Source organism: Maritalea sp. (assembly GCF_047634455.1).
In the GTDB taxonomy this organism is placed as follows: Bacteria; Pseudomonadota; Alphaproteobacteria; order Rhizobiales; family Devosiaceae; genus Maritalea.
Genome location: NZ_JBLIAI010000020.1, coordinates 19,416 through 44,213 on the forward strand (window position 1 = coordinate 19,416; position 24,798 = coordinate 44,213).

General features: G+C 49.6%; 21 protein-coding genes and 1 pseudogene. 14 read left to right on the forward strand and 8 right to left on the reverse strand.

Annotated elements, in window-relative coordinates:
• Window positions 1-9: 9 nt before the first annotated feature.
• From ACJAZW_RS07360 to ACJAZW_RS07380, 5 genes are all read right to left on the reverse strand, one after another.
• Window positions 10-924: an ABC transporter permease gene (locus tag ACJAZW_RS07360; RefSeq protein ID WP_415156590.1), complete on the reverse strand. Its 915-nt coding sequence runs from the start codon at window positions 922-924 to the stop codon at window positions 10-12.
• Window positions 917-1,927, reverse strand: a complete 1,011-nt coding sequence (locus tag ACJAZW_RS07365; RefSeq protein ID WP_415156592.1) for an ABC transporter permease — start codon at window positions 1,925-1,927, stop codon at window positions 917-919. The genes ACJAZW_RS07360 and ACJAZW_RS07365 overlap by 8 nt, the downstream gene beginning before the upstream one ends.
• 87 nt (window positions 1,928-2,014) lie before the next feature.
• Window positions 2,015-3,718, reverse strand: a complete 1,704-nt coding sequence (locus tag ACJAZW_RS07370; RefSeq protein ID WP_415156594.1) for a peptide ABC transporter substrate-binding protein — start codon at window positions 3,716-3,718, stop codon at window positions 2,015-2,017.
• A gap of 107 nt (window positions 3,719-3,825) precedes the next feature.
• Window positions 3,826-4,809 carry an ABC transporter ATP-binding protein gene (locus ACJAZW_RS07375; RefSeq protein ID WP_415156596.1) on the reverse strand — a complete coding sequence of 328 codons (984 nt, stop codon included), beginning with the start codon at window positions 4,807-4,809 and terminating at the stop codon, window positions 3,826-3,828.
• Window positions 4,799-5,779 (reverse strand): ABC transporter ATP-binding protein, encoded by a 981-nt coding sequence (locus ACJAZW_RS07380; RefSeq protein WP_415156598.1) that lies wholly within the window; start codon window positions 5,777-5,779, stop codon window positions 4,799-4,801. Before ACJAZW_RS07380 ends, ACJAZW_RS07375 begins: the two co-directional genes overlap by 11 nt.
• A gap of 301 nt (window positions 5,780-6,080) precedes the next feature.
• Here ACJAZW_RS07380 and ACJAZW_RS07385 point away from each other — a divergent pair, with 301 nt between their 5' ends.
• The 3 genes from ACJAZW_RS07385 to ACJAZW_RS07395 are packed head-to-tail and all read left to right on the forward strand — an operon-like array spanning window position 6,081 to window position 11,344.
• Window positions 6,081-9,293 (forward strand): WD40/YVTN/BNR-like repeat-containing protein, encoded by a 3,213-nt coding sequence (locus ACJAZW_RS07385; protein WP_415156600.1) that lies wholly within the window; start codon window positions 6,081-6,083, stop codon window positions 9,291-9,293.
• 2 nt (window positions 9,294-9,295) lie between these two features.
• The gene (locus tag ACJAZW_RS07390; protein ID WP_415156602.1) at window positions 9,296-10,489 is read left to right on the forward strand and encodes an MFS transporter; all 1,194 of its coding nucleotides are present in this window, start codon (window positions 9,296-9,298) and stop codon (window positions 10,487-10,489) included.
• A gap of 48 nt (window positions 10,490-10,537) precedes the next feature.
• Complete coding sequence (locus ACJAZW_RS07395) at window positions 10,538-11,344, forward strand: EAL domain-containing protein (protein ID WP_415156604.1); 807 nt, start codon at window positions 10,538-10,540, stop codon at window positions 11,342-11,344.
• 15 nt (window positions 11,345-11,359) lie between these two features.
• Here the strand turns inward: ACJAZW_RS07395 and ACJAZW_RS07400 are convergent, their stop codons facing one another.
• Window positions 11,360-11,971 (reverse strand): pyridoxamine 5'-phosphate oxidase family protein, encoded by a 612-nt coding sequence (locus ACJAZW_RS07400; protein WP_415156606.1) that lies wholly within the window; start codon window positions 11,969-11,971, stop codon window positions 11,360-11,362.
• A gap of 228 nt (window positions 11,972-12,199) precedes the next feature.
• On the opposite strand from ACJAZW_RS07400, the gene ACJAZW_RS07405 reads away from it, so the two are divergent.
• Genes ACJAZW_RS07405 through ACJAZW_RS07420 form a run of 4 tightly spaced genes read left to right on the forward strand, consistent with a single transcriptional unit; the run spans window position 12,200 to window position 15,827 of the window.
• The gene (locus ACJAZW_RS07405) at window positions 12,200-12,490 is read left to right on the forward strand and encodes an STAS domain-containing protein (protein ID WP_415156608.1); all 291 of its coding nucleotides are present in this window, start codon (window positions 12,200-12,202) and stop codon (window positions 12,488-12,490) included.
• A gap of 7 nt (window positions 12,491-12,497) precedes the next feature.
• Complete coding sequence (locus ACJAZW_RS07410; protein WP_415156610.1) at window positions 12,498-12,857, forward strand: response regulator; 360 nt, start codon at window positions 12,498-12,500, stop codon at window positions 12,855-12,857.
• Between the two features lie 30 nt (window positions 12,858-12,887).
• The gene (locus ACJAZW_RS07415) at window positions 12,888-15,323 is read left to right on the forward strand and encodes a chemotaxis protein CheW (RefSeq protein ID WP_415156612.1); all 2,436 of its coding nucleotides are present in this window, start codon (window positions 12,888-12,890) and stop codon (window positions 15,321-15,323) included.
• Between the two features lie 24 nt (window positions 15,324-15,347).
• Complete coding sequence (locus tag ACJAZW_RS07420; RefSeq protein ID WP_415156614.1) at window positions 15,348-15,827, forward strand: chemotaxis protein CheW; 480 nt, start codon at window positions 15,348-15,350, stop codon at window positions 15,825-15,827.
• Window positions 15,828-15,916: 89 nt separating this feature from the next.
• On the opposite strand, the gene ACJAZW_RS07425 is transcribed toward ACJAZW_RS07420, so the two are convergent.
• Window positions 15,917-16,273: a hypothetical protein gene (locus tag ACJAZW_RS07425; RefSeq protein WP_415156616.1), complete on the reverse strand. Its 357-nt coding sequence runs from the start codon at window positions 16,271-16,273 to the stop codon at window positions 15,917-15,919.
• 322 nt (window positions 16,274-16,595) lie between these two features.
• Between ACJAZW_RS07425 and ACJAZW_RS07430 the strand changes: the two genes are divergently transcribed.
• From ACJAZW_RS07430 to ACJAZW_RS07450, 5 genes are all read left to right on the forward strand, one after another.
• A complete protein-coding gene (locus ACJAZW_RS07430; protein ID WP_415156618.1) occupies window positions 16,596-17,012 on the forward strand; it encodes a hypothetical protein in 417 nt (138 codons plus the stop codon).
• Window positions 17,013-17,348: 336 nt separating this feature from the next.
• The gene (locus ACJAZW_RS07435; protein ID WP_415156620.1) at window positions 17,349-18,200 is read left to right on the forward strand and encodes a CheR family methyltransferase; all 852 of its coding nucleotides are present in this window, start codon (window positions 17,349-17,351) and stop codon (window positions 18,198-18,200) included.
• Entirely contained in the window at window positions 18,197-19,264 is a 1,068-nt protein-coding gene (locus ACJAZW_RS07440; RefSeq protein WP_415156622.1) for a protein-glutamate methylesterase/protein-glutamine glutaminase, read from the forward strand. Before ACJAZW_RS07435 ends, ACJAZW_RS07440 begins: the two co-directional genes overlap by 4 nt.
• Window positions 19,265-19,348: 84 nt before the next feature.
• A complete protein-coding gene (locus ACJAZW_RS07445) occupies window positions 19,349-19,738 on the forward strand; it encodes a response regulator (protein ID WP_269392769.1) in 390 nt (129 codons plus the stop codon).
• Window positions 19,739-19,944: 206 nt separating this feature from the next.
• Complete coding sequence (locus ACJAZW_RS07450) at window positions 19,945-22,470, forward strand: methyl-accepting chemotaxis protein (protein ID WP_415156624.1); 2,526 nt, start codon at window positions 19,945-19,947, stop codon at window positions 22,468-22,470.
• 83 nt (window positions 22,471-22,553) lie between these two features.
• Here ACJAZW_RS07450 and ACJAZW_RS07455 read toward each other — a convergent pair whose 3' ends face one another.
• On the reverse strand, window positions 22,554-23,543 hold the full coding sequence (locus tag ACJAZW_RS07455; protein WP_415156626.1) for a DUF4424 family protein: 990 nt from the start codon (window positions 23,541-23,543) through the stop codon (window positions 22,554-22,556).
• A 270-nt stretch (window positions 23,544-23,813) separates the two neighbouring features.
• Here ACJAZW_RS07455 and ACJAZW_RS07460 point away from each other — a divergent pair, with 270 nt between their 5' ends.
• Both ACJAZW_RS07460 and ACJAZW_RS07465 read left to right on the forward strand, forming a co-directional pair.
• Complete coding sequence (locus ACJAZW_RS07460) at window positions 23,814-24,179, forward strand: YbaN family protein (RefSeq protein ID WP_415156628.1); 366 nt, start codon at window positions 23,814-23,816, stop codon at window positions 24,177-24,179.
• A gap of 82 nt (window positions 24,180-24,261) precedes the next feature.
• Window positions 24,262-24,798, forward strand: a pseudogene (locus ACJAZW_RS07465) (malate synthase G); the annotation flags it as partial.

A 24,798-nucleotide genomic window follows, 5' to 3' on the forward strand; every position in this document is an offset into this window, starting at 1 on the left:
ACCTGCCGATCAACGACCGCGAATGCGCGGATCAAGCGCGTCGCGAATACCATCGCCGATATAATTGACGCTCAAAACGGTCAGCGAAATCGCCAGCCCGGGCCAAATAACGCGGGACGGGTTGAGGGTCATAAAGTTCGCCCCATCAAACAGCAAGCGGCCCCAAGTTGGAAAATCGGATGGGAACCCAAGGCCCAAAAAGCTCAACGAACTTTCGGTGATAATCGCGTTGGCAATGCCCAACGTCGCTGAAACCATCACAGGGCTCAAAACGTTCGGAAAAATGTGCCGGGCAACGATTTTCCATGAGCCCGTTCCAACAGATCGCGCGGCAAGCACAAACTCGCGTTCCTTAATCGCCAACACCTCGCCGCGCACAATACGGGCCGTGTTCATCCAAGCGGTAATCCCGATCACGAAAACGATCAGCAGGAATATCCCCATTTCTGGTCCAAATACCGAACGTAAACTATCGCGGAACAACATGATAATGACCAGCAAGAGCGGCAGGATAGGTAACGCCAAAAACAGGTCGGTGGTGCGCATCAACGGGCCATCAAGCTTTTGGAAAAAGCCGGCAATGATGCCAATCAATGTGCCAACCAGCAATGACAATGCCATCGCTGCAATACCAACCGCCAGTGAAACGCGGCCACCGCTCAATACTTGGGCCAGCATGTCGCGGCCAAGATTGTCGGTGCCCATTGGATGGATCCATGTTGGGCCTAAATTTTTGTTCCGAATATCCAAAAACTGCGGATCGATTGTATGGATAAACGGGCCAAACAGCACCGCAGCAAGGATGAACAGGAAGATGATTGAGCCCGCAACGCCACCTTTATGGTGCAAGAATTGTCGCAACACGTCGCCCCATAGGGTGCGTTGGACCTTCGATACTACTGTTCCAGCTGTTTGATCAGTCATAGCGAATCCTTGGATCAAGCATGCCGTAGACAATGTCGGCAATCAGGTTAAACAACACAATCAGGATTGCGAAGAGGAAGGTTAGCGTTTGAACCAGCGGGAAATCGCTGCCCTGAATGCCAATGATCAAAAGCTGACCAAGTCCGTTGACCCGGAAAATTTGCTCCGTGATGATCGCGCCGCCAAAAATGGTCGGAATGCCAAGGGCGATAACTGTCACCACGGGGATCAAGCTGTTGCGCAACACATGGGTCAAGACCACGATTTTTTCGCTCATGCCTTTGGCGCGCGCTGTGCGCACATAGTCTTGGCTAAGATTGTCGAGCATTGAGGCGCGCATGAACCGACTAATTTGCGCCGCGTTAAACAACGCCAGCACAGTCACCGGCATCACCATCTGCTTCACCTGTATCCAGAATGTCGCGAGACTATTGACCTCCAGCGTCGTGTCGTAAACCGAGGGAAACCATCCCAATTGGACCGAAAAGATAACGATCATCAACAGGCCGGTGAAAAATGTTGGTACGGAAAATCCGACCATGGAAATGAATGTGCCGACTTGGTCAAACCATGAATATTGTTTGTAAGCGGAGATCACCCCAATCGGGATCGCGATCAGGATGCCAACAACATAGGACAGGCCGACAACCCATAATGTTTGTGGAATGCGTTCGAGCAACAGATCAACAACTGGTCCACGTGTGGCAAACGAGATGATGCGCGGCCGGTTTGACGGATCGCCAAGGCTGATGCCCATTTGATCTAGCCAATGCAGCGGTTCATAGATGAAGAAGCCACGCAACCATTTGACATAAGCGATGTGAATGGGTTCGCCAACGCCCAGCGCTTCGCGAATTTTTGCCCGCACTTCAGCGGGAATTGTAAGTGGCAAGCTGCCGGTGGGATCACCTGGCGCTAGGTCCAAAATGAGAAAAATGATGAAGCTGATCACCAATAATGTCGGGATCGCAAATAGCAATCGCCTGAGGGTGTAATTCAGCATGAAACGTCCCCGAAATTCCTGTTATTGCCCTTATGGGAAAAGTCTTGGCGCGGCTGAAAATCAACCGCGCCAAAAGTAGTTATTCGACTAGTTACGTGTCCACTCTTCAGCGAACGCCAATTCTGAATCCCATGGGTTCAGAACAACATTGCCAAGTGCGTTTGAGGCAGCAGAAACACGACCGCGGTGAATAAGTGGAATAATCACATATTCTTGCATAAGCAGGTCGTTCATTTTCTTCGCCATCTCAGCACGTTTCTCGATGGATGCAGTTTTACCCATTTCAGCGCTTAGAGCGTTGTAATCTTCTGAGCAGTAGCGCGGCATGTTGTTGCCGATCCACTGGTTCGCAGGTGATGGGATTTCTGAACATACCCAGTTGCCCATATAGGCTTCAGGATCTGTGCCATCGAAGTTGTTTGTGTACATTTCAATGTCCGCAAAGAACTTCTGGAATGTGTCTGGAGATGACTGGTCACCACCAAAGAACACGCCAGCGTCGATGTTGCGCAATTCAGTTTCAACACCAATTGCTTGCCACATTTGTTTGATCAAAGCTTGTGTGCCTTGACGAACAGAGTTGGTTGATGTTTGGAACAAAATTGACAAACGTACGCCGTCTTTAGCACGCACACCGTCGCTACCAACTACCCAGCCAGCTTCGTCAAGAAGCGCATTGGCTGCATCAACGTCTTGAACTTTACAAGCGTCGTTTGCAGTAGATGCATAGATGGCAGGTGCTGGAAGTACGTTACAAGTAACCTGGCCGTTCGGGCCGTAACCAACTTCAACCAAAATGTCGCGATCAATGGCCAAAGACAAAGCTTTACGCACATTAAAGTCGCTCAAGAATGGGTGAGGTCCACCTTCAACTGTACCACGAAGGTCGCCAAGTTCTGGGCGAACATCTGTCAATTGAACCATCAAACGTTCAACCGATGTACCGAAAGCAGAAATGATTTTGCCTTTACCAGCAGCTTGCATTTGGTCAAGTACTTCAGGCTCAACCTGTACGTTCCAAGCATAATCAAACTCGCCAGTTTCAAGCACTGAACGTGTTGTTGCAGCACTATCGCCACCGCCTTTAAGCACTGCTGTTGCAAATGCTGGCTGGTTAGGGTTGCGATATTTGTCGTTCGCTTTAAAGGTCACAACGTCGTTGGCGCGGAATTCGTCAACAACAAATGGGCCAGTTCCGATCGGGCCAAAGTTAGCTTCAGTACATTCTGGGGCTTTTGCGCCCATGCAGTCTTTGAACTGAGCTTCTTGGATCACCGGAGAAGTCGCACCAACAAATGGGCCATATGGGAATGGTTTTGCTACTGAGAAGTTCACACGAACGGTGTGATCGTCCAAAGCTTCAACGCTTTCAACGTCAGCAAAGTTTGAAGCCGCGTTACAGCCGCCTTCAGGGTCCATACAATAGTTTGCTGAGAACACAACGTCATTTGCTGTGAACGCAGAACCATCTGACCATACGATGCCTTCCTTCAATTTCCACGTGATTGAACGAAGGTCAGCTGCAACGCCACCATTTTCAATCGTTGGAATTTCAGCAGCCAAAGCTGGGTCCATTGAACCATCTGGGCGATAGTTTGCCAAAGGATCAAGGATCAAAGATGAAGCTTCAACGTCCTTAGTACCACCGGACAAGAATGGGTTCAAAATAGAAACAGCTTGCCAATAAGCAATGTTCACGTTTCCATCTGAACCGCGCTCTGCTTGTGCGGCTGTGGCGGCAAAAAGTGATGCTGCGACAGTCGCCAGAACGAGGGTTTTAAGTTTACGCATTTAATTCCTCCTGGTTACTTACTTAAACCTTGTTTTTGTTTTCATTCGAGCCAGTTTGTTCCTGGCTTCACGGCGCTCAATCGTAAGTGAAACTGAGCATCGTATTCTTATTCGGCATAGTGGCAGGCGACAAAGCCGCCATTGCCAATTTTGCGCCATTCGGGATCGTCCACAAAGCAATTGTCCTTTGCAACAGGACAGCGCGTTGAAAAACGACACCCTTTTGGCGGGTTTGCCGGGCTTGGTACATCGCCTTTGAGGACGATATGTTCTCGGGTCTTTTCGACCTCTGGGTCCGGCACCGGCACCGCCGACAAAAGTGCTTTAGTGTAGGGGTGCTTCGGATTTTTATAAAGTTCTTCTTTGTGCGCCAATTCAACAATGCGCCCTAAATACATAACAGCTACACGGTCCGCGATATGCCGCACCATGCTCAAATCATGCGAAATAAACAAATAGGTCAGGCCCATACGTTCCTGAATGTCCTGCAACAGGTTCACCACTTGCGCTTGGATCGAAACATCCAATGCCGCTATGGGTTCGTCACACACAATAAAATCAGGCTCAAGCGCAAGCGCACGGGCAATGCCAATGCGCTGCCGTTGGCCGCCTGAAAACTCGTGCGGATATCTGTTCACATAATCGGGGTTCATCCCAACAGATTCCAACAGGCTTTTCACCTTCTCGCGCTTTTCCTTTGAGGACATTTTGGTGTGCTCGTCCAAAGGCTCAGCAATAATATCGCCCACGGTCATGCGCGGGTTCAAACACGCTTGCGGGTCTTGGAAGATCATCTGCATGCGCGGGCGCATTTTGCGCAAAGCATCCTTGCCCAAACTCGCAATATCAACGCCTTCAAAATCAATTTGACCCTCGGTCAATTCATAAAGCCGCAGCATGGCGCGACCAGCTGTGGACTTGCCACAACCGCTCTCGCCCACAAGGCCAAGCGTTTCACCGCGCATAATGTCAAAGTTTAACCCATCAACAGCTTTGACCGAACCAATTTGCCGGCGGAAAATACCCGCATGAATGGGGAAGTGGACCTTTAGATTTTTAGCACTAACGAGCGTTTCTGCACTAGCTGGCATGGCGCGGAGCCTCCTTCTCAACATCCCACCAACATGCAACATCATGCACGCCATCCAAACGTTCAAGCTGCGGGTTTTCTTTGTGGCAGCGTTCAAACGCATGTTCGCACCGGGGTGCAAATGGGCACGATGTGGGTGCAGCGCCAATATTTGGCGGTGAGCCCTTAATAGAGCGCAGCCGTGTTTCCCCACTTCCTTCCGCTGGAAGGGTGTTCAACAGCGCGCGCGTATAGGGGTGTAACGGCCGTTTATAAAGATCACCGACAATGGCGTGCTCGACAACAAAACCACCATACATCACGATAATGCGGTCTGAAATGCCCGCCGCGACGCCCAAATCGTGGGTGATCCAGACAATCGCCATGCCCAATTTCTTGCGCAGGTTTTTGATCAGCTCAATAATTTGCGCCTGAATGGTCACATCCAGCGCTGTAGTTGGCTCATCAGCGATGAGGATTTGTGGGTCGCACGCCAAAGCAATCGCAATCATCACGCGTTGTCGCATGCCGCCCGAAAATTGGTGTGGAAAATCATTCAAGCGATCTTTAGCGCTGGGAATACCCACCAAATCCAAAAGCTCAATTGCGCGTTTTCGTGCGCCTTGTTTGGACAGGCCCAAATGCTCTTTCAGCGGCTCCATGATTTGAAAACCGACATTAAAAACGGGGTTGAGCGATGTCATAGGGTCTTGAAAGATAAAGCCAATTTTGCCGCCGCGAATTTTTCGCAGCTCTTCAAGCTCCATTTGCAGCAGATCTTTGCCCTCAAACATCACTGTGCCTGATGCGATTTCTGCTGGTGGTATTGGCAGTAACTTCAAAAGCGACATCATTGTCACGCTTTTGCCTGATCCACTCTCACCAACTACACTTAATAACTCACCCTCTTCAAGATGAAAGCTGATGCCATTTACAGCATGCACAACGCCATCTTGAGTGTGGAATACGGTCTTTAGGTCCGTAACGTCCAATACTGGCTTGATAGCCCTTCCTCCCCAGGAATATTTTATTTTTTTTAAAAACACTATCGTAGGATCAAAATAATTCAAGGACAAAAATGTCTTACAATCCAGTAATTTCGAGCTTGCCAAGATTATATAAAGGTGCATTCATAGATTGGTTGAACCATTTTCTGCGGCAATAGTTGCTGAACATGTTCAGCACGAGGCATGTCCTTTGTTTCGTTAAAGCTTTGATTGTTTTTGACAAAAATGACAGGCTGCAATTCTATACATTGATTGCTTTCACTTTTGTCATTTGGGAGGAAATTTCGTGGGCGCCAACAATAATGGTCAAGACTTGCAAGTGCCGTGTCCGTTCGGAACTGAAGATCGGGTAAGCTCTGGTTTGAAATGGCGCTGTATCGGCCCACCGCGCGGCGGCCGAGTTGTCGCCGTTGCAGGCGACCCGATGGACCCCATGACATTTTACTCCGGCGCCTGCGCAGGCGGCGTGTGGAAAACCACAGACGGTGGCACCTTTTGGGAAAATGTCTCAGACGGTCATTTTAAAAGTGCAACTGTGGGTGCCTTAACCGTAGCTGAGAGTGATACGAACGTTATTTATGCCGGGATGGGCGAAACCACCATTCGCATCGATGTATCTTATGGTGACGGTGTTTATAAATCCACAGATGGCGGCAACAGTTGGACCCATATGGGCCTAGAAAATACCCGTCACATTGCTGAAATTCGGGTGCATCCAGATGATGCAGATTTAGTTTATGTTGCAGCCTTTGGTCACGCCTTTGGCAACAATGAAGAACGTGGGGTTTACCGCTCGTTTGATGGCGGCGAAAACTGGGAACTCATTCTGCACGAAAGTGCAGGGGCAGGCGCGATTGACCTGGCTATGGACCCCAATAATCCACGCCATTTGATCGCAACAACCTGGGAAGCGCATCGACATTTCTGGACCCTGTCCAGCGGTGGACCAGGCAGCAAAATTTATCGCTCAAAAGACGGTGGCGACACTTGGGAGGACATCACTCAACGGCCCGGCTTTGCCAAGGGTATGCTCGGTAAAATGGGCGTGGCGATTTCGCCCGCCAAATCGGGCCGCGTTTGGGCATTGGTTGAAGCCAAAGGCATTGAAGGCGCGCTCTATCGGTCAGACAATTTTGGCGACAGCTGGGAGCGGGTGAGCCCGAACCGCGATCTTTTGCATCGCCCTTGGTATTATATGCATGTTTTTGCCGACACCACTGATCCGGATACGGTTTATGTCAATAATTATCAAATGTGGAAATCCACCGATGGTGGCCGCAATTTTGATGAAATCACCACCCCCCACGGCGACAATCATGACTTGTGGATCGATCCGGTCAACAATCAGCGCATGGTGCAGGGCAATGATGGCGGGGCCAATGTATCGTTTAATGGCGGTTTGAGTTGGACGTCGATCTACAATCAGCCCACAGCGCAATTCTATCGCATGGATATCGACAACCAATATCCTTATCGACTCTATGCGACCCAACAAGACAATACATCGATTTCTGTGCCATCAGCCACGGAATGGGGCGCGATCACGCTTGGCGACTGCACCTATCCGGGCACCGGCGAAAGTGGATTTATCGTCGTTCATCCAAAAGATCCAAACATTGTTTATGTGGGGGCCGTAGGCTCGTCACCGGGTGGCAGCGGCGCGTTGCAGCGCTATGACCATCTCACAAAGCAAAGCCAATTGATCAGTGTTTGGCCCGAGGAAAATACGGGCTATCGCCCACGCGATCTAAAATATCGGTTTGCATGGACCTTCCCAATTCACTTTTCCCCACATGACGAGAACGTCATCTATGTGGGCGGAAACCATGTCTTTAAAACCACCAACGAGGGCAAAAACTGGGAAGTCATAAGCCCCGACCTCAGCTTAAACGATCCTGAAAAGCTCGACTATTCGGGCGGGCCACTAACGGGCGACAGCGCCGGGGCGGAAACCTACGCATCGCTTTCAACCTTCATTGAATCGGTGCATCGCAAAGGCGAATTATGGGCTGGGACCGATGATGGGCTGGTCCATGTCAGTCGCGACGGTGGCGGCAATTGGGAAAATGTAACCCCGCCCGATTTGCCAGAACTGGCCTATATTGGTTCCATTGAGATTTGCGCCCACAATCCAGACAAAATCTATTTCGCCGCAACGCGCTTCAAGCTGGATGATTATCAGCCTTACCTCTTTGTGTCTGAAGACAGCGGCAAAAATTGGCGCTCGATCAATGGTGATTTGCCCAATGATGAAATCACCCGCGTTTTGCGCTCGGACCCGGTTTCCGACGATCTTTTGTTTGTTGGCACAGAAACAGGCATTTTCTATTCGCTTGACGATGGGGTGCACTGGGTGCGGATGCAAGGCGGTTTCCCGGTGGTGCCGGTTTATGACATCAAAATCAAAAATGAGGATTTGGCTGTTGCCACACATGGTCGTTCGTTTTGGATTGCGGACGACATTACGCCGCTGCGCGAAATGGCAAAAAGGCACGACGTGACGCATGGCGAAATGCTGTTTCAGCCCCGCGATGCGGTGCGGCAAAAACTGCATTGGGCCAAAGGTGTTTTTGACGGCGATGGCAAAAACTACAGCCCAGCCTTCGGCGTTGGGGGGACCACATATCACAAAACCATGAGCGATGGTGGCACCAAAAACGTGCATTTGGACGTGGGTGAAAACCCGCCAAATGGGACCATCATCTATTATTGGTTTGATGAAGAACCAGAGGGCAGAGTGGCGTTGATTTTCCGCGATTCTGAAGGCGAAATCATCACCAAATTCACCAATGGTGAGGATGAAAAACTAGGTCGCAAAATTACCACCCAAAAAGGTTTAAACCGCTTTGTTTGGGATTTGCATCATCAAGCGCCAACCGCACTTGTTCCAGAGCTGATCGATAAACCATACGAGCCTTTGTCTAAGGCTGGTGAGGGGCGCGGCCCGCAAGTTGCGCCGGGTGATTATTTTGTGGAAATGGATGCGGAAGGGGCCAAAATCGAGCAGCCCTTCAAAGTCGTCAAAGACCCGCGATTGCAAACATCGCAAGCCGATTTTGACGCTCAATATGCCGCGTTATTGGCGATATATCAGTCCCAAAACAAACTGCACGCCGCCGTGAATAGTTTGCGTAGCCTTCGCAAACAATTGGTTTCATTGGATAAAAAACTGCTTCGTCACCACAAACACATCGCCGATGCGGCGGCGGGCCTAATTGAGCAACTCAATGAAATTGAGGGCGTTTTGGTTAATCGGCACAAGGAAACGCCGCGTGATGTGTTGCGTCATCCAGCAGGACTTGATGACACGTTGGTCGAATTGGCGTGGGTCATGTCAATCGCAGATGCTGCACCGACCAGCCAAGCGCTGGAGGTCAGCGAAGACGTGCGCGCCAAAATCGATGCGCGATTGGCGCAGCTGAATGAGCTTGTGAACGGCCCAATTGAAAACCTAAACGATGAAATTGAGAAAGCAGGGATCAAAACAATCTCCGCATGAGCATGTCCAAACGAGTCAACCAAAATCTGTGGCGCGTTTCGGCCGCAGATTTTTTGGTCCGCACCGCTTACCAGATGGGAAAGTCTCCCTTGCTGCCGCTGTTCGCGGCAAGCTTGGGCGCTGGCTCGGTGTTTTTGGGGCTGATTGTTTCTGTGTCCACAATGACTGGGTTGTTCTTAAAGCCGATATTTGGATATCTGTCTGATCGATCTGGTCGGCGCGTATGGATGCTCATCGGGGTTGGCGTATTTGCGTTCACGCCTTTCGCCTATTGGCTTGTCAAAACCCCAGAACACTTATTGTTAATTAGATTGTTTCACGGGTTGGCAACAGCAATTTTTGGCCCGGTTACGCTGGCCTATGTCGCATCACTTGCGGTGCAGAAACGCGCAACCCGACAAGGGTGGTTCGGGCTTGCCAGATCAGGCAGTTATTTGATTGCGCCGACGGCTTCTGCTTGGGCGTTGACCGTGTTTGAGCCAGCGGCGGTTTTCAGCATTATCGGCGCTATAAGCCTGTTGGCGTTCCTCCCCGTGCTGTTGCTGACAGAGATAAAACCAGCCGTTGCACACAAAATGCCGTTCAAGAATCCAGTATCTGCATTCTTCACGTCAGCCAAAAGGGCTGCGACTGTGCCTATTTTATGGGTCGCTGGCTCAATGGAAATGGTTATCTATACAGCGACTTATGCGATCAAAGCTTTTTTGCCGATCTATGCACATCTCGAGTTGGGAATTGATCTGCTCACCGTTGGGCTTTTCTTTTCAGTGCAAGAAGGGGCAAATCTTTTGGCCCGTCCGCTTGGTGGTAAATTGGCCGACAAGTATGGTTTTCGACCAACATTGAGCGTAGCGCTATTGGTGCTTGGGTTGAGCATTGTTCTTCTGCCATTTGCCTCAACAAGCACTCATTTCCTCGCCATTGCCCTATTCATGGGTGCCTCGCTTGGTGTGTGTCTGCCAACCATCATCGCGCTTTACGCTCATCATCTGCATGACAGCCACCTTGGTCTTGGTATGGGCCTCTTAGGTACCATCCGAAATCTTGGCAAAGTTGCCGGCCCAATTGTTGGCGGCCTGTTGCTCACTTTTACCACATACACAGCCCTATTTGCTTTTTGTGCGGTGCTTGTGTTTTTGCTAGCAGCAACAATGTCGTCGCGCGGTTTGCGGCAAGAAAACACTGATTTTGTTTGACTTTTTGGTGAGCAACTTGTCGGCCTAGCGGGAATTGCGTATATTAATATGGCAAAAGATTCGGGGAAGCACTTGTTGCAGGTTTCACGGCCCAGATTTGTTGATGACGCGCTCTTCTATCACGATGGGTGGCGCACCGGCAGATATGGTCCATACCAGCTCAACTCTGTATATCAGCCGATATTTTGTACCTCTGATCTTAGCGGTGCGCCTTGCGGATTTGAAGGTCTTTTGCGCGTCAAGCATGAGAGCAAAATCATCTCGCCAATGGATTTTTTTCCCCGCGTTCCGCAAGAGGATAAATTCTTCATAGAATGGATGTGTCGCGCCATCCATATTTCCAATTTTCATTTGGTTCGACAGCCCGGACAACTCTTGTTCGTCAATCTTGATCCTGCCACCTACGCCGATGTTGAACAGGCCGAATATGAAGTCAAATTCATGGTCATGCGCATGGAGCAACTTGGGGTGGATCCACAAAACTTTGTTTGTGAAGTCATTGAAGAGCGAACACAAGATGATCGGGTTTTTGCAAATATAATTGCCTGCTTTAAAAGCTTTGGTATCAAGGTCGCGGTAGATGATTTTGGCGTCAAATATTCAGACCGAGACCGCATTGAACGTTTGTCCCCTGACATCGTTAAACTGGACGGCGTATGGTTTAAATCGATGCTTCAAACTGCGCGCGGCAAACAGCAATTGATGAAGACCATAAACGGGTTCAGTGACAATGAAATCCGGGTGATCGTTGAAGGCATCGAAACAAAAGAACAACTTGATTTTGTTATTGATGTGGGGCGATGCGGTGTGCAGGGCTATTTCCTGGGTCGACCTGAGGGCGATGTGCAGGGTTAGCGGTCTAACAATTGGCTACCACATTGATTTTTGCGCGCGCTCTGGCCACTCGTCATCATACACTTTTCCACCAACTTCACCGTTCGTCATTGCCGCCAACATTTGCCCAGCTGTTGGTACAATATTGGGGTCGGTTTTTGATGCTTCGTCCCAAAGGCCCGAGCGGATGATAGCCCGCGCGCACTGGAAGTAGATTTTGTCAATTTTTAGCACGATTGCGGATCGCGGCGCTTTCTCTTCGACCGCGAATGAAGCCAGTAATTGAGTATCGACAGATATTTGGGCTTTGCCATTCGCGCGCAATATCGTGCTGCTGCCAGGGATGAGAAACATAAAGGATGTGCGTGGGTCGCGCACAATATTGCGTAAGCTATCGATCCTGTTGTTGCCGCGCCGGTCAGGCATGATCAGTGTTTTTTGGTCGGCTATGCGTACAAAGCCAGGTTTGTCGCCGCGTGGCGAACAATCAATTCCCTCTTGAGCAACAGTTGCAAGGCCAACAAATGGCGATAGCGCTATAAATTGGGCATAGACGTCAGCGACATAATCAATCTCTTTAACAAGCGATGGCGCGCTGGGTTGCCCGTAAATGCGCGCCAGTTCCTCAACGCTTGAAATGAATTGCATAAGGTTCCTTGCCCGCTGGCGCGCAAATTCTGGTGTCAATGACGATTCGTCATATGCCGAATAGGATAGGTTTAGTCCCCCCTCCAAGCAATAGTTGTCGCCCCACAACGCTAAATTTCGCCGGATTTAGGCACTTAATTGGTCTTCTTCAAATATGGTTAGGAATTATTAAACAGTTCGCGGTGACACTGCGCGAGAATGAATCGTGTATTTCGGGGGATACCAAATATGTCGGACACGCAAAGTAAGCAGATCGATTTACCAGCAATTGCTGATATTGGCGCGGTGGATGAATTGCGTGACGAAATGCTCGAGGCGCTTAATGCCGGCGATCTGGAAATCAATCTGGCACATGTTGAACGTGTTTCAACAAATGCTCTGTTCATGTTGCTGAGCGCTGCTCAGACAGCGAAAAACCATAACTATCAGCTAATGCTGAGCGCGCCGAGCGAACATTTTTCCAGCGCCCTTGAGACTTTGGGCCTGGAAAGCGCTTTTGCACCGTTAATGAAAGGATAGTCAGTTTATGCGTGTACTCACGGTTGATGACTCCCGCACAATTCTTGCAATGCTACAGCACACCTTGGCTGGGGCGGGATATGAAGTTCTTCAGGCCGAGAACGGTCAGCAGGGGCTTGACGTCCTTGGGGCAGAAAATGTCGATGTGGTGATTACTGACATCAACATGCCAGTGATGGACGGGATTGAGTTCATCAAAAATGTGCGGGCTTCTGGTCAGTACCAGAGTTTGCCAATTCTAATTCTCACAACTGAAACCAGTCAGGATAAGCGTGACCAAGGTCGTGCCGCTGGCGGAACCGGTTGGATTGTGAAGCCTTTTGATCCGGACAAACTGCTCAGCGTGATCAAAAAGGTATCTCACTAACACTTAAACCCGTATTGCGTTGGATATGCCATGAGCGAACTTGACGAATTTAAGGCTACCTATTTCGATGAATGTTCTGAGCTGCTTGCCGAATTGGAAGAGCAGTTCTTAGCTATCGAAGCGGGCGATAAAGATCCCGAGCGCCTCCATGCCGTATTTCGTGCGATCCATTCGATAAAAGGTGGCGCAGGTGCATTCGGGTTTTCAGCGCTGGTAAGTTTTTCCCATAGCTTTGAAACGCTGCTCGATTTCGTTCGTGATGGTCGAATTGAGTTGGACCCAAAGGTTCTTACGCTTTGCATTCGCTCAAGTGACCTTATTGCTGATTTCGTGGCTGCAGCACAAGAAAATCGTGAGCTTGAAGAAGGATATGGCGCAGAGCAAAAAGCCGCTTTTGAAGCCCTTTGCAATCCAGATGGTACGGCAGAGGACGATGAAGATTTTGACATCGAATTCACGCCCGTCATGGCTGGCGGGGCTATGAATGTCCTTGCAGATGATGAAGATGTGTTCGAAAATGCGCCTCTCAATGCAGGCACTGAAGGCGACCTAACTGCCGCATTGGACGATGCGGAAGACGATCTATCAGACGCAGACGTGGTATTTGCCGGCGACGGCACTGACGGCGCGCCCGAATTTGGCGCCGCCGCAGATGCGTGGACGCTAACATTTACGCCGCTCCCGGCGCTTTTTGAACGCGCAAACGATCCGCTGCTTTTGTTTCGCGAATTGTCGATTGTCGGTGATTCACAAGTCAACGCCGATATTCGCGAAATCCCTGAGCTCAACGATTTCGAACCATTTCAACCCTATTGTCAGTGGGTCATTACGCTCAAAGGTGACGACGTTACCGAAGAACGCATTCGCGAAGTATTTGAATTTGTTGAAGGCGATTGTGAAATCGAAGTCACGCCTCCAGGGGAGTTGAGCGAACGCCAGACATCAATTCTTGTCGGTGAAATTGGTTCCGCCGCGGACCAAGCCGTGCCCAACCAAGAACCTGTTGCTGCACCAGAGCCGGTTGAAAGCATCGCGGTAGAAGCCGATACCCCAAGTTTTGCAGATTTAGCAGGAGAGCTTGGCGTTGACATGAACGCTGAACCTGAACCTGAAATAGACGTCGAAGCAGAAGATGAGCCTGAATTAGAAGTTCAAGCCCAAACGGCACCAGTGCCGCTGGTTGCTCCCGTGTCCGACGAGGATACAAGTGCGGCTTCGTCCGATGGGCCGGGTGGTCTATTTGGAAACGCTTCGGCAAAAAACAAAGCGGCAGACAAAGCTCCCGTTCAGTCCATTCGGGTTGACCTTGATAAGGTTGACAGGGTGGTGAATATGGTTGGCGAGCTCGTCATTACCCAATCCATGCTGACCCAGCAAATGGATGAGACTTTGCGCGACAAGTACCAAGAACTTGTGCGCGGTATTGAAGTTTTGGCGCAAACAACCCGCGGCCTGCAAGACAGCGTCATGGCCATCCGTGCGCAGCCCGTAAAGTCGGTATTCTCTCGTATGCCACGTCTCGTGCGTGAGCTGGCGAGCAAAACCGGCAAGAAAATCAAACTCGAAATGGTCGGTGAAAACACTGAGATCGACAAAACGGTTATCGAGCAATTGTCCGATCCGCTGACCCACATGATCAGGAACTCAGCTGACCACGGCATTGAAACGTGTGAGAAACGGAAAGAGCGTCGTAAACCCGAGCAGGGCACAATTACGCTTTCTGCCGAGCAAGCTGGCGGCAATATCTTGATCATTGTCGAGGATGACGGTGCGGGCATTAACCGTGAACGTGTGCTTGCCTTGGCCAAAGAAAAAGGCGTGGTACCGCAGGATCAAACACCAACCGATGAGCAGATCGACAATTTGATTTTTGCGCCAGGTTTCTCCACGGTTACCGAAGTATCCGATCTTTCAGGTCGTGGCGTCGGTATGGATGTGGTATTGTCAAACATCAAAAAAATCGGTGGTTCTGTGCACGTTCGATCCACGCCAGGTCGCGGCACCCGGATGACATTGCGCTTGCCACTGACATTGGCCGTCTTGGACGTCATGCTCGTGTCGGTCGCAGGTTGCCCCTATGTGGTGCCGCTTTCATCGATTGTTGAAACCATTCAAGCCGGTCGTGCAGAGTTTGGCAAAGTGCCAAGCGGTTCGCGATTGCTGCAAATTCGTGGCGAATATGTGCCAGTGGTTGATCTGGCAACGCGTTTTGCAATGCACACCGATGCTGAAGAGAAAAACCGCTTTGTCGTCCTTTGTGAGGCGGAAGGTACTAACAAACTCGCTATCATTGTCGACGAAATAATTGGTCAACAACAAGTGGTTATTAAGAGTTTAGAGGAAAACTATGAACGTATCGACGGTATTGCCGGCGGTACAATTTTAGGTAACGGACAAGTGGCGCTCATTGTTGATGTCCAGGGCTTGAAAACAAGTCGGGTTAACCACCGTAGTGCGGCGGCATAACGCAGGAAAGATTGAGAGGAAGTCATGGAAGCCATAGAACTCAATGAACACGATCATGAAATTGGCGGTGCGAACTCCATTCAACTGATCGCATTTTCAATTGGCGAACAGGCCTATGGTGTTGAAATCACCACGGTTCGCGAAATTCGGGCTTGGAATGGTGCGACGCCATTGCCAAACACAAAGGAATTTGTCCGCGGCGTGGTAAACCTGCGCGGTACAATCGTCCCGATATTTGACCTGCGGGCGCGCTTTGGTGCTGGCGTAACTGAAGCAACCAAAACCCATGTGGTCGTGGTTTTGGCTGTGGGTGAAAAATGGATCGGGATTCTTGTTGATGCTGTGTCCGATATTCTCACCGTACAAAAAAATGATGTCCACGCTGTCCCTGAGGGCGAGAACATGGATTCCGAACTTCTCAACGGCATCGTCACGCATGATGGCCGGATGGTGGGGTTGATTGATTTAGAAGCGGTGGTTGGCCAAACTGGCGAGGAAGTCTAAAATCCACATTTCAATTGAGCAAAATTTGGACGCAAAAAAGCCCGGTTCAACCGGGCTTTTGTTTGCGAATAATATGGATTACCCGCAAATCAAAATAATTCGATGTCGTCGTGTTTTGCGCGGCCAGCGATGCCAGACAAGTTTGGTTTACGTAACTCATCAAGCGTCAGGTTTGACCATACGTCCTTGTCGTCGATTTTCTCGGAGATTTCATCCACCACTTTCGCCATCAAACGAGCGGCTTTTGCAATATTATCGCAACGTTGCTGAATACGATCTTGTGCCTGAAGCGCGATGACCATTTCTTGAACTGCCGTGCTGCGTGCCTCTTGGCATCCAAGGCTATTGTTCATCAAAATGCCCAAGCTGTCATTGATTTTATCAATCATTTCAGCGGTTTGTCGCGCCGTTTCTTCCAGTTCAACAGCGAGTTTATCTAAAGACATAACCTTCTTCCCCCTTTACTAACCCGCCCAATCTACATTCTATTCCCTAACTGCCACTTTCATTTTTGTTGCAATAAAGTGAATGTTCTCTTTGTGGTTAGCAGTTCACTAACAAATTTGTTGCTAGGTTAGTCTAAAATAAGAACAGGAAGAATCAGTGACAGAAACGATCAGGTCCCCGCGTGACATCCCAAGACAATCGACTGTGCAAGTGCATCAAGGTGATTGTCACGTGTCTGGCGAGCCGGAGAAGGCGTTCTCGACTGTCCTGGGATCGTGCATTTCTGCCTGTGTCCGGGATAAGATTACCGGGGTAGGTGGAATGAACCATTTCCTCTTAGGGGTTCAATCTGACAGTTCAAAAGATAAATATGGCGAATCTGCACGCTATGGCGCCTATGCAATGGAAGAACTCATCAACAAGGTTCTGACCCAAGGGTCGGGTCAACGCGCTGAGCTGGAAATCAAAGTATTTGGCGGCGGCAATATCAATCAAAAAATGGATGATGTCGGGGCCAAAAACGCAGCTTTTGTGCGGGGTTTCCTCGCCGCAGAGGGCTATAAGGCCGAAGCAGAAGATCTTGGTGGCACTTATGCAAGGCGGGTGGTTTTCCAACCCGTGCCGGGACGTGTTTTTGTCAAACACCTCGATAGTTCAGTGAACGATGGATTGATCAAAGACGAGATTGCTAAAGCCAACAAGCCGGTTGAAACCCACGACGATATCGAATTGTTCTAACTGGGATAAAACTTTCTTATCATTTCGTTTACAGCGGCTGTGTGCGGCAACTTTCTGTTAACCATTGCAACCTAATCTCACAACCTAGTGGTGGCTCCATATTGGGGCTGCGTTGCTTGGATTTGTTTGTTCGCGCTGCGCGCATATCCTAAAAAATCGGCAATGTGCGTTTCATTTACCAAAAATAAGGGGTGAGAGACGACAATGGGCGATTAACGGCATCAAGCCGAACCGATTGGTTCAGTTTTGTGTTGGTTTTAGGAGTTGCAGACATGAGGTTGGGTGCCAACCGAATGTCTATTTGTAGTCGAGCGTATCACAGGGGCCAGCAACATCATGGATAGCGGTGAAATTTCTTTGTCAGATCGCGAATTTGAAGCGGTAAGAAACAAAGTTTACGATTTGGCGGGCATCTCAATGAGTGACGCTAAGCGAACACTTGTCGTCTCTCGGCTGTCCAAAATTGTTCGCCGTCTCAACATGGATACGTTTTCTGCATACCTTGCTCATTTGGACCGGGGTGCCTCGGCAGACGAGATCCAGGAATTCATCAACGCTCTGACGACCAACCTGACGCGATTTTTCCGTGAAGATCACCACTTTGACCATTTAAGTGATTATATCGGTAATCTGGTCAATGACCCCGCAAACCCAAATAAATCACGGTTGCGGCTTTGGTCCGCTGGTTGCTCTACGGGGCAGGAGCCTTACACAATTGCGCTCAGCCTATTAGCTGCGCACCCCAAACTGAAAACTTGGGACTTCAAAATTCTTGCAACCGACATCGATACCAATGTTGTCGAAAAAGCAAAAACCGGTGTCTATAAAGCGGGGGACCTTTCCGGCCTATCGCCAGAGCGCGTGAAACTATTTGATCGCGACGGCGCCGGAAATGTAAAAATCCCCGATCACGCCCGCTCGGTGGTCACCTTCAAATCACTTAATTTGATGGAAAATTGGCCAATGCGTGGCCCGTTTGATGCTGTGTTCTGCCGCAATGTGGCAATTTATTTCAACAAACCAACCCAAGAAAAGATGTTCACGCGCATGGGCGAATTGCTGGCTCCTGGCGCATTTCTATATATTGGGCATTCGGAAAACCTGAATTCAGTGGCCGACAAATTCAAGCTGGTTGGCAAAACAGTTTATCAAAACAAACTCGGCGAAAGCGCACGGAGTGCCGCATGATCAAAGTTCTTGTTGTTGACGATTCAGCTCTTATACGTGAGGTCTTGTCGTCGCTGCTTTCAGCCGGTGATGACATACATGTTGTGGGTACCGCGTGTGATCCCATTGATGCACGTGGCAAGATTAAAACACTTAATCCTGACGTGGTGACTTTGGATATTGAAATGCCAAATATGAATGGTTTGGCATTCTTGGAAAAAATTATGCGGTTGCGCCCGACCCCGGTCGTGATGATTTCAACCTTGACGCAAAAGGGCGCGCAAGAAACGCTCTTGGCCCTCGAGTTGGGGGCCGTTGATTTTGTGGCCAAACCCGGTCACGATCTGGCCGGTGGGCTTGAACAATTTGGCCGCGAGGTGCGCGATAAGGTTATTGCCGCGTCCCAGTCCGATGTACGTGGCCGCGCAATGGCACGCCAACCAAGTGCGCAGCGCGACGCAACACCCGCAAAACCTGTTGCAACAGGTGCTAAAGTTTCTTCAAACGCGTTGATTGCCATTGGGGCATCAACGGGTGGAGTTGAGGCGGTCAAAACCGTGCTGTCTGGCATGCCAGCAGATTGCCCGCCAATTGTGATCGCCCAGCACATGCCTGCAGGCTTTACCGCAAGATTTGCACAGCGCTTAAATGAAACCTGCGCGCTGACCGTAATGGAAGCAACAGAGCGCCTGGTTTTGAAACCGGGCCATGCATATGTTGCGCCCGGCAGCGCACATTTGCGGATTGAAAAATCATCGGGTCAATTGAAATGCCGATTGGGCGACGATGGTTGTGTTTCTGGGCATCGCCCATCCGTCGATGTATTGCTTGAGTCTGTTGCTAAACAAGTCGGTGGTGACGCTGTTGGGGCCATACTGACGGGCATGGGAAAAGACGGGGCAAAGGGCATGAAAATGATGCACGATGCTGGCTGTTATACGCTTGGCCAGAGCAAGTCATCGGCATTGATTTACGGCATGCCGCGCGCCGCAATGGAATTGGGCGCGGTAGACGAAGAAGCACCAGTAGAAAAAATAGCTGCAATGCTTATCCGCGCCTTAGAACGTCGTAAAGCTGCTGCGTAGGACATTGAGGGATTGGTAACTGTTAATGGATAAGATCAAGTCTGTAGTAAATCGTATGAATCCTGAAACCAGAGGCATCTGCTAATGCCCAAAGCAAGTTCAATGTGCGTTTTGATCGTTGACGATCAGCAATCGATGCGTGGTATTTGTAAATTTATCCTGAACCAGCTTGGGTTCAAAAATGTCGTCGAAGCCAAATCGGGCCGCGACGCATTGATGAAACTCGAATCGGCAAACGTGGATCTGATCATTTCTGATTGGAATATGGACGACGTGGATGGATTAACTTTGCTCAAAGTGATCAGAAAACACCCACGCACCTCATCCATGCCGTTTATCATGGCCACCGGCCGTGGGGATAAGGAGCAGGTGAAAGAGGCGATTAGTTGTGGCGTGAATAATTATGTCATCAAGCCTTTCGACGCTGGCACCATGAAAAAGAAAATTGAAGCAGTTATCGGCGCGCTTAGCTAATAATCCGCATCAATTGAATACCAATAAAAGGCCTTTTTACTTCGGTAAAGGGGCTTTTTATTTAGAATTGATTCAATGTTTTCATTGTAGTCTTGGTAACCCAATAATCGATTGTTCGAATGTGTGGGGATATTTGCGTTCGAACGCATTGGTGCGAGCCAGCGCCATCCAATTGATTTGCACGTTCGAGGGCGGAGAATAGCTCAATGCTTAAAAATATTAAATTGCCATCCATGAAGATTTCTCAGAAACTGCCACTAATACTGGTTAGCGCCGCGTTATTAGCCGCTTTTGGCGTTGGCATGGTGAGTTATAATATTAGTGAATCTACTGTCAAACAAATGGCACGACAAAGATTGTCCACGATTGCGAGCATTCGCGCTGAATCAATGGCCGAATTGTTGAACAATATGAAGGTAGATCTGTTAAAAACAGCAAGCGATGCTGGTTTAGGCAGTTCGCTGAGTGAGCTACGCAGCACGTGGGAACAGTCGGATGCAAATCCAACACAGTTCTTGCAAGAGGGCTTTATCACCAACAACCCGAACGCTGAAAATGAGCGTTACCTTGCCAATACGGCAAAGCAATTCACAAACTATGACTTTTCACATTCTCGAATTCACCCAAGCCTTTCCACACAGGCGGTGAACGCCGGCTACAAAGATATTTTGTTGATCAGTGCGGATGGTGTTGTTGTTTATTCTGTATTCAAGAAAACGGACTTTGCTACTCAGCTAGAAGCAGGTTCTGTGCTTGATACATTCTATAAAAAGGCGTTGGAATTGCCGGACGGCGAAGTGGCGTTTAGCGATTTCTCTCCGTACGCTGCTTATGATGGGCAAGCTGCAAGTTTCATGGGCGCAAAGGTTCTGGATCCAAAAGGAAATGTCGTTGGCGTATTAGCCTATGGCGTTCCGGTTGACACAATTGCTGCATTTGTTGGGTTAAAAAAAGGTCTTGGCGAAACAGGTGAAACTTTACTTGTGGGCGCGGATAATCTGCTCCGGGTGGATTCTAGCTTTACCGAGGAAAATGATCAGTTTGTTTCTCGCTTTGAATCAATGGCGATAACTGCCGCGCTCGGCGGCAATGAAGCGCAAGGTATGTCAATGATGTACCGCGATACGCCCATGCATGTTTTGGCAATTCCGGTATCGTTCGCTGACGTCAATTGGGCAATGGTTGCAGCCGAAGCCCATTCCGCGGTGATGAAACCGGTCGAAACCATGCGCAATATGATGCTCTTGGTCGGTGGCGGCACAATGCTTTTGGCCGTCTTACTGGGCTTGCTTTTCTCGCGCACGATCACGGGCAGTATTTCAAACTTAACCGCCACCATGCGCAACTTGGCTGATGGCGACTTGGATGTTGAAGTGCGCGGCGCAGATCGCAAAGACGAACTTGGCGAAATGGCACGGGCCGTGGAGGTTTTCCGCGAAAATGGCATCAAAGTGCTACAAATGACCGAAGAGGAAAAAGATGCCTCGCAACGGCGTAGCGAAGAACGTCGCCAGATGATGGAAGAATTGCAAGGCGCATTTGGTGCTGTGGTTGACGCTGCCGTGGATGGTGATTTTTCCCAACGTGTGCAAGCCGAGTTCCCAGACGAAGAGCTAAATCGTCTCGCACATGGGGTGAACAATCTAGTTGATACGGTTGATCGTGGTGTTGGTGAAACAGCTAAGGTGCTCTCTGCATTGGCAAATACGGACCTTACGCAGCGCATGGAGGGCAGCTACAAGGGTGCCTTTAAAAACCTGCAGGACGATACGAACCGCGTCGGTGAGCAACTCTCAGAAGTGGTTAACCAATTGCGCTCTACGTCGCGTAACTTGAAGGCCGCCACCAGCGAAATTTTGGCGGGCGCTAACGATCTGTCAAGCCGAACCAATGAGCAGGCCAGCACCATCAATGAAACAGCAAGCGCAATGCGCGAGCTTTCAGGTACTGTTTTGGACAATGCCAAAGAGGCCGACAGCGCCAGTGAAAATGCCGAACGTGTACGCCAAACTGCGGAAGAGGGTGGTGATGTTATGCGCCAGGCCACTGAAGCCATGGAACGTATCACGGGAAGCTCAAGCAAAATTTCAAACATCATTGGCATGATCGACGATATCGCGTTCCAAACGAACCTACTTGCCCTGAACGCATCTGTTGAAGCGGCACGAGCCGGGGAAGCGGGTAAAGGCTTTGCGGTTGTGGCGGTTGAAGTGCGACGACTGGCTCAGTCAGCAGCTCAGGCCTCATCAGAGGTGAAGGTGCTAATCGAGCAATCCGGCACAGAAGTTGATGGCGGCACCAAGTTGGTGGCGAAAGCGGCTGCAAATCTTGGTTCAATGTTAGAGGCAGCGCGTTCAAACAATGAGGCAATGGAATCGATTGCACTAAAAAGTAAATCGCAGGCCTCAGCCATCGAGCAAATCAGCGAAAGCGTGCGCCAGATGGATGAAATGACGCAACGCAACGCAGCACTTGTTGAAGAGACAAATGCGGCCATTGAACAGACCGAAGGTCAGGCAAGCGAGTTGGACCGTATTGTTGATGTATTCATTACAGACGGCTCTATGCGCCAGCCAGCACCAGCTGCCGCCTCGCATGAATATGCTGCCCCAGAAGAAAAACCACGCGGCGGCATCAGAGATCTTCAGCAGAAAGTCGCATCGGTCGCAAAATCCTACATGTCGAACGGCAATGCGGCCATTGATACCGATGTGGAATGGAAAGAGTTCTAAGAACCACACAACGGTTCTGGACCCACCCAAATTCAAAAGGCGGCCACTGTGCCGCCTTTTCGTTGTCTATTGCGGCAGGGGAATTATTCCCGCCAGCCTTGTGTGACGGCCATAACAATATCTTGTTTTGGTGTGAAGTTGCTTGCTTCAAACTGAAATTGCGTTGGCGCGATTTTGGTCAATTTGCCATCCCAGCACAAAGTTACAATGTTTCGCGGGTCGGATTTGTCGATAGTTAGTTTGAATTGCCCGATGGGGCCGGCCCAATTATTTCCCGTTTGCAAGATATAACCCAAATCAACGATCAGGGGCGTTTGCTGTTTCCCAGCAATTTTCTCAAGTGCTGTCCATTCGCTTTCGCTTGCACAAAATTCTTTTTGAAAGTCTTTCTTAAAACTCCACCCATCATAGGTCACATCACCAAGGAAAAATTGTCCGCCTGTAATCGGCGTGTATTGGTGATCGACTGTGACTTGCTTGCCCGGTTCAAAACGATATTGCCAGACAAAATATATCTCTGTGCTCCAGGCGCGTCGGTCATAACCGTCTTTGTCTTGGATCAACAAACCTTCTTCGCGTAAATCTTGGCTGAGGGTGATCATCTTGATGTTGTCATAATCATTTTCAAGATTGTAGCTCCAAAGCGCATTAAAAGGCCCAAGCGGGAGACCTTTGTTTTTGAAAAACTCGGTGACATTTCTGCCGTCTTGCGACCGAATGATGACGATTTCACGCGGCTCAACATTGTCGCCATCAATTCTGGTTGAAAACTCAATAAAGTCCGTGTTTTCAAAATGTCTTGAATAGGAATACGGTACGTCCTCAGCAGCGATCTTGGGCAGTGGAAACGCCACCGTTAAGTCTTGCGGCGCGTTCGTGATGTTCTCGTAAACATAACGCACTTTTACCAAGTCTTTGCTGACATAAAGGTCTTCGCTGACCATGCGCACCTTGTCGGTCTTTTCAAGCACTATGCCGCCCGCCGATATTTTGGCGGCACTGTCATTTGCTAGCACGCCCCCTATGGCCAGTGCGGTTATCGCACACGCCATATTGAAAGATTGCATGCGCATATGAGCCTCCCTTTTTTACAAATATGCCACAGCGCCTCAGCTTGATAAATGACAGAGGTCAAAAAAGGGAGCACCCGGCCGCTAGACCGGGTGCTTGTTCAAGCCCACGAAAGGAAAGGGGGAGTGGGCCGATCTGTGATGTCGTTAAAGGCAGGTGACACCGAGATATTAACATGATTTTTATAATCATATTAATATCAGATTGCAAGTGACAATTGAAATTCACTTCAATATGCCCCATCTGTGAGGTCTAAGCGGAAAGCGGGTGAGATGAATTCTCTCAAACAAACATTATGGCTGAGTGCAGGTTTGATCAGCGTCGGTCTTGGCTTTTTGGGTGCATTCTTGCCCCTGTTGCCCACGACACCGTTTATGCTTTTGGCTGTATTCTGTTTCGCCCGCAGTTCGCAACGCCTGCATGATTGGCTGATCAATCATCGCCAATTTGGCGCAGCCATTCGCGATTGGAACGAAAACGGTGCGATTGCCCTCAAAGTGAAAACAATTGCCGTCGCTTCCATGGTCACCGTGCTTGCCATTAGTTTTATGTTTGGCGTGCCTTTTCCTGTGATCATCATTCAAGTGATTACTTTGGGCGCGGTTGCAACATTTATCCTGACGCGGCCATCAGTATAATTCCATGATATGGAATTGCATTCCATTTTCTTGACACCATCAGGATTTTGGCTATTCTCTTGCCAATCATAGGAGAATAAAGATGACTCAGGACTACATTCAATTTGGCAAAATCAAAGTTGCAAAACCGCTTGCTGACTTGGTTCAAAACCAAGTGATCGACGGCTTGCCGTTTTCTGCTGAGCAGATTTGGGCGTCCTTTGAAAACATCCTTGGAGCGCTTGGTCCGCGAAATCGCGCGCTTTTGGCTTACCGTGACGACTTGCAAACCAAAATTGATAGCTGGCACAAGGAACGTGCCGGCAAACAGATCGACCAGCCTGAGTATCAAGCATTCCTCAAACAGATTGGTTATCTGGTGGAAGAGGGGGAAGAGTTCTCCATCGGCACGCAAAATGTCGACCCCGAAATTGCAAGTGTTGCCGGTCCACAATTGGTGGTCCCGGTCATGAATGCGCGCTTCGCCCTTAACGCCGCCAATGCGCGATGGGGCAGCCTATATGATGCCTATTATGGAACAGACGCCATCGCGCGTGACGGCGACCTTGCGCCCGGTAAAGTCTATAATGCCAAACGAGGTGATGCTGTAATCGCCGCCGCCGCCGCTTTTCTGGACCGC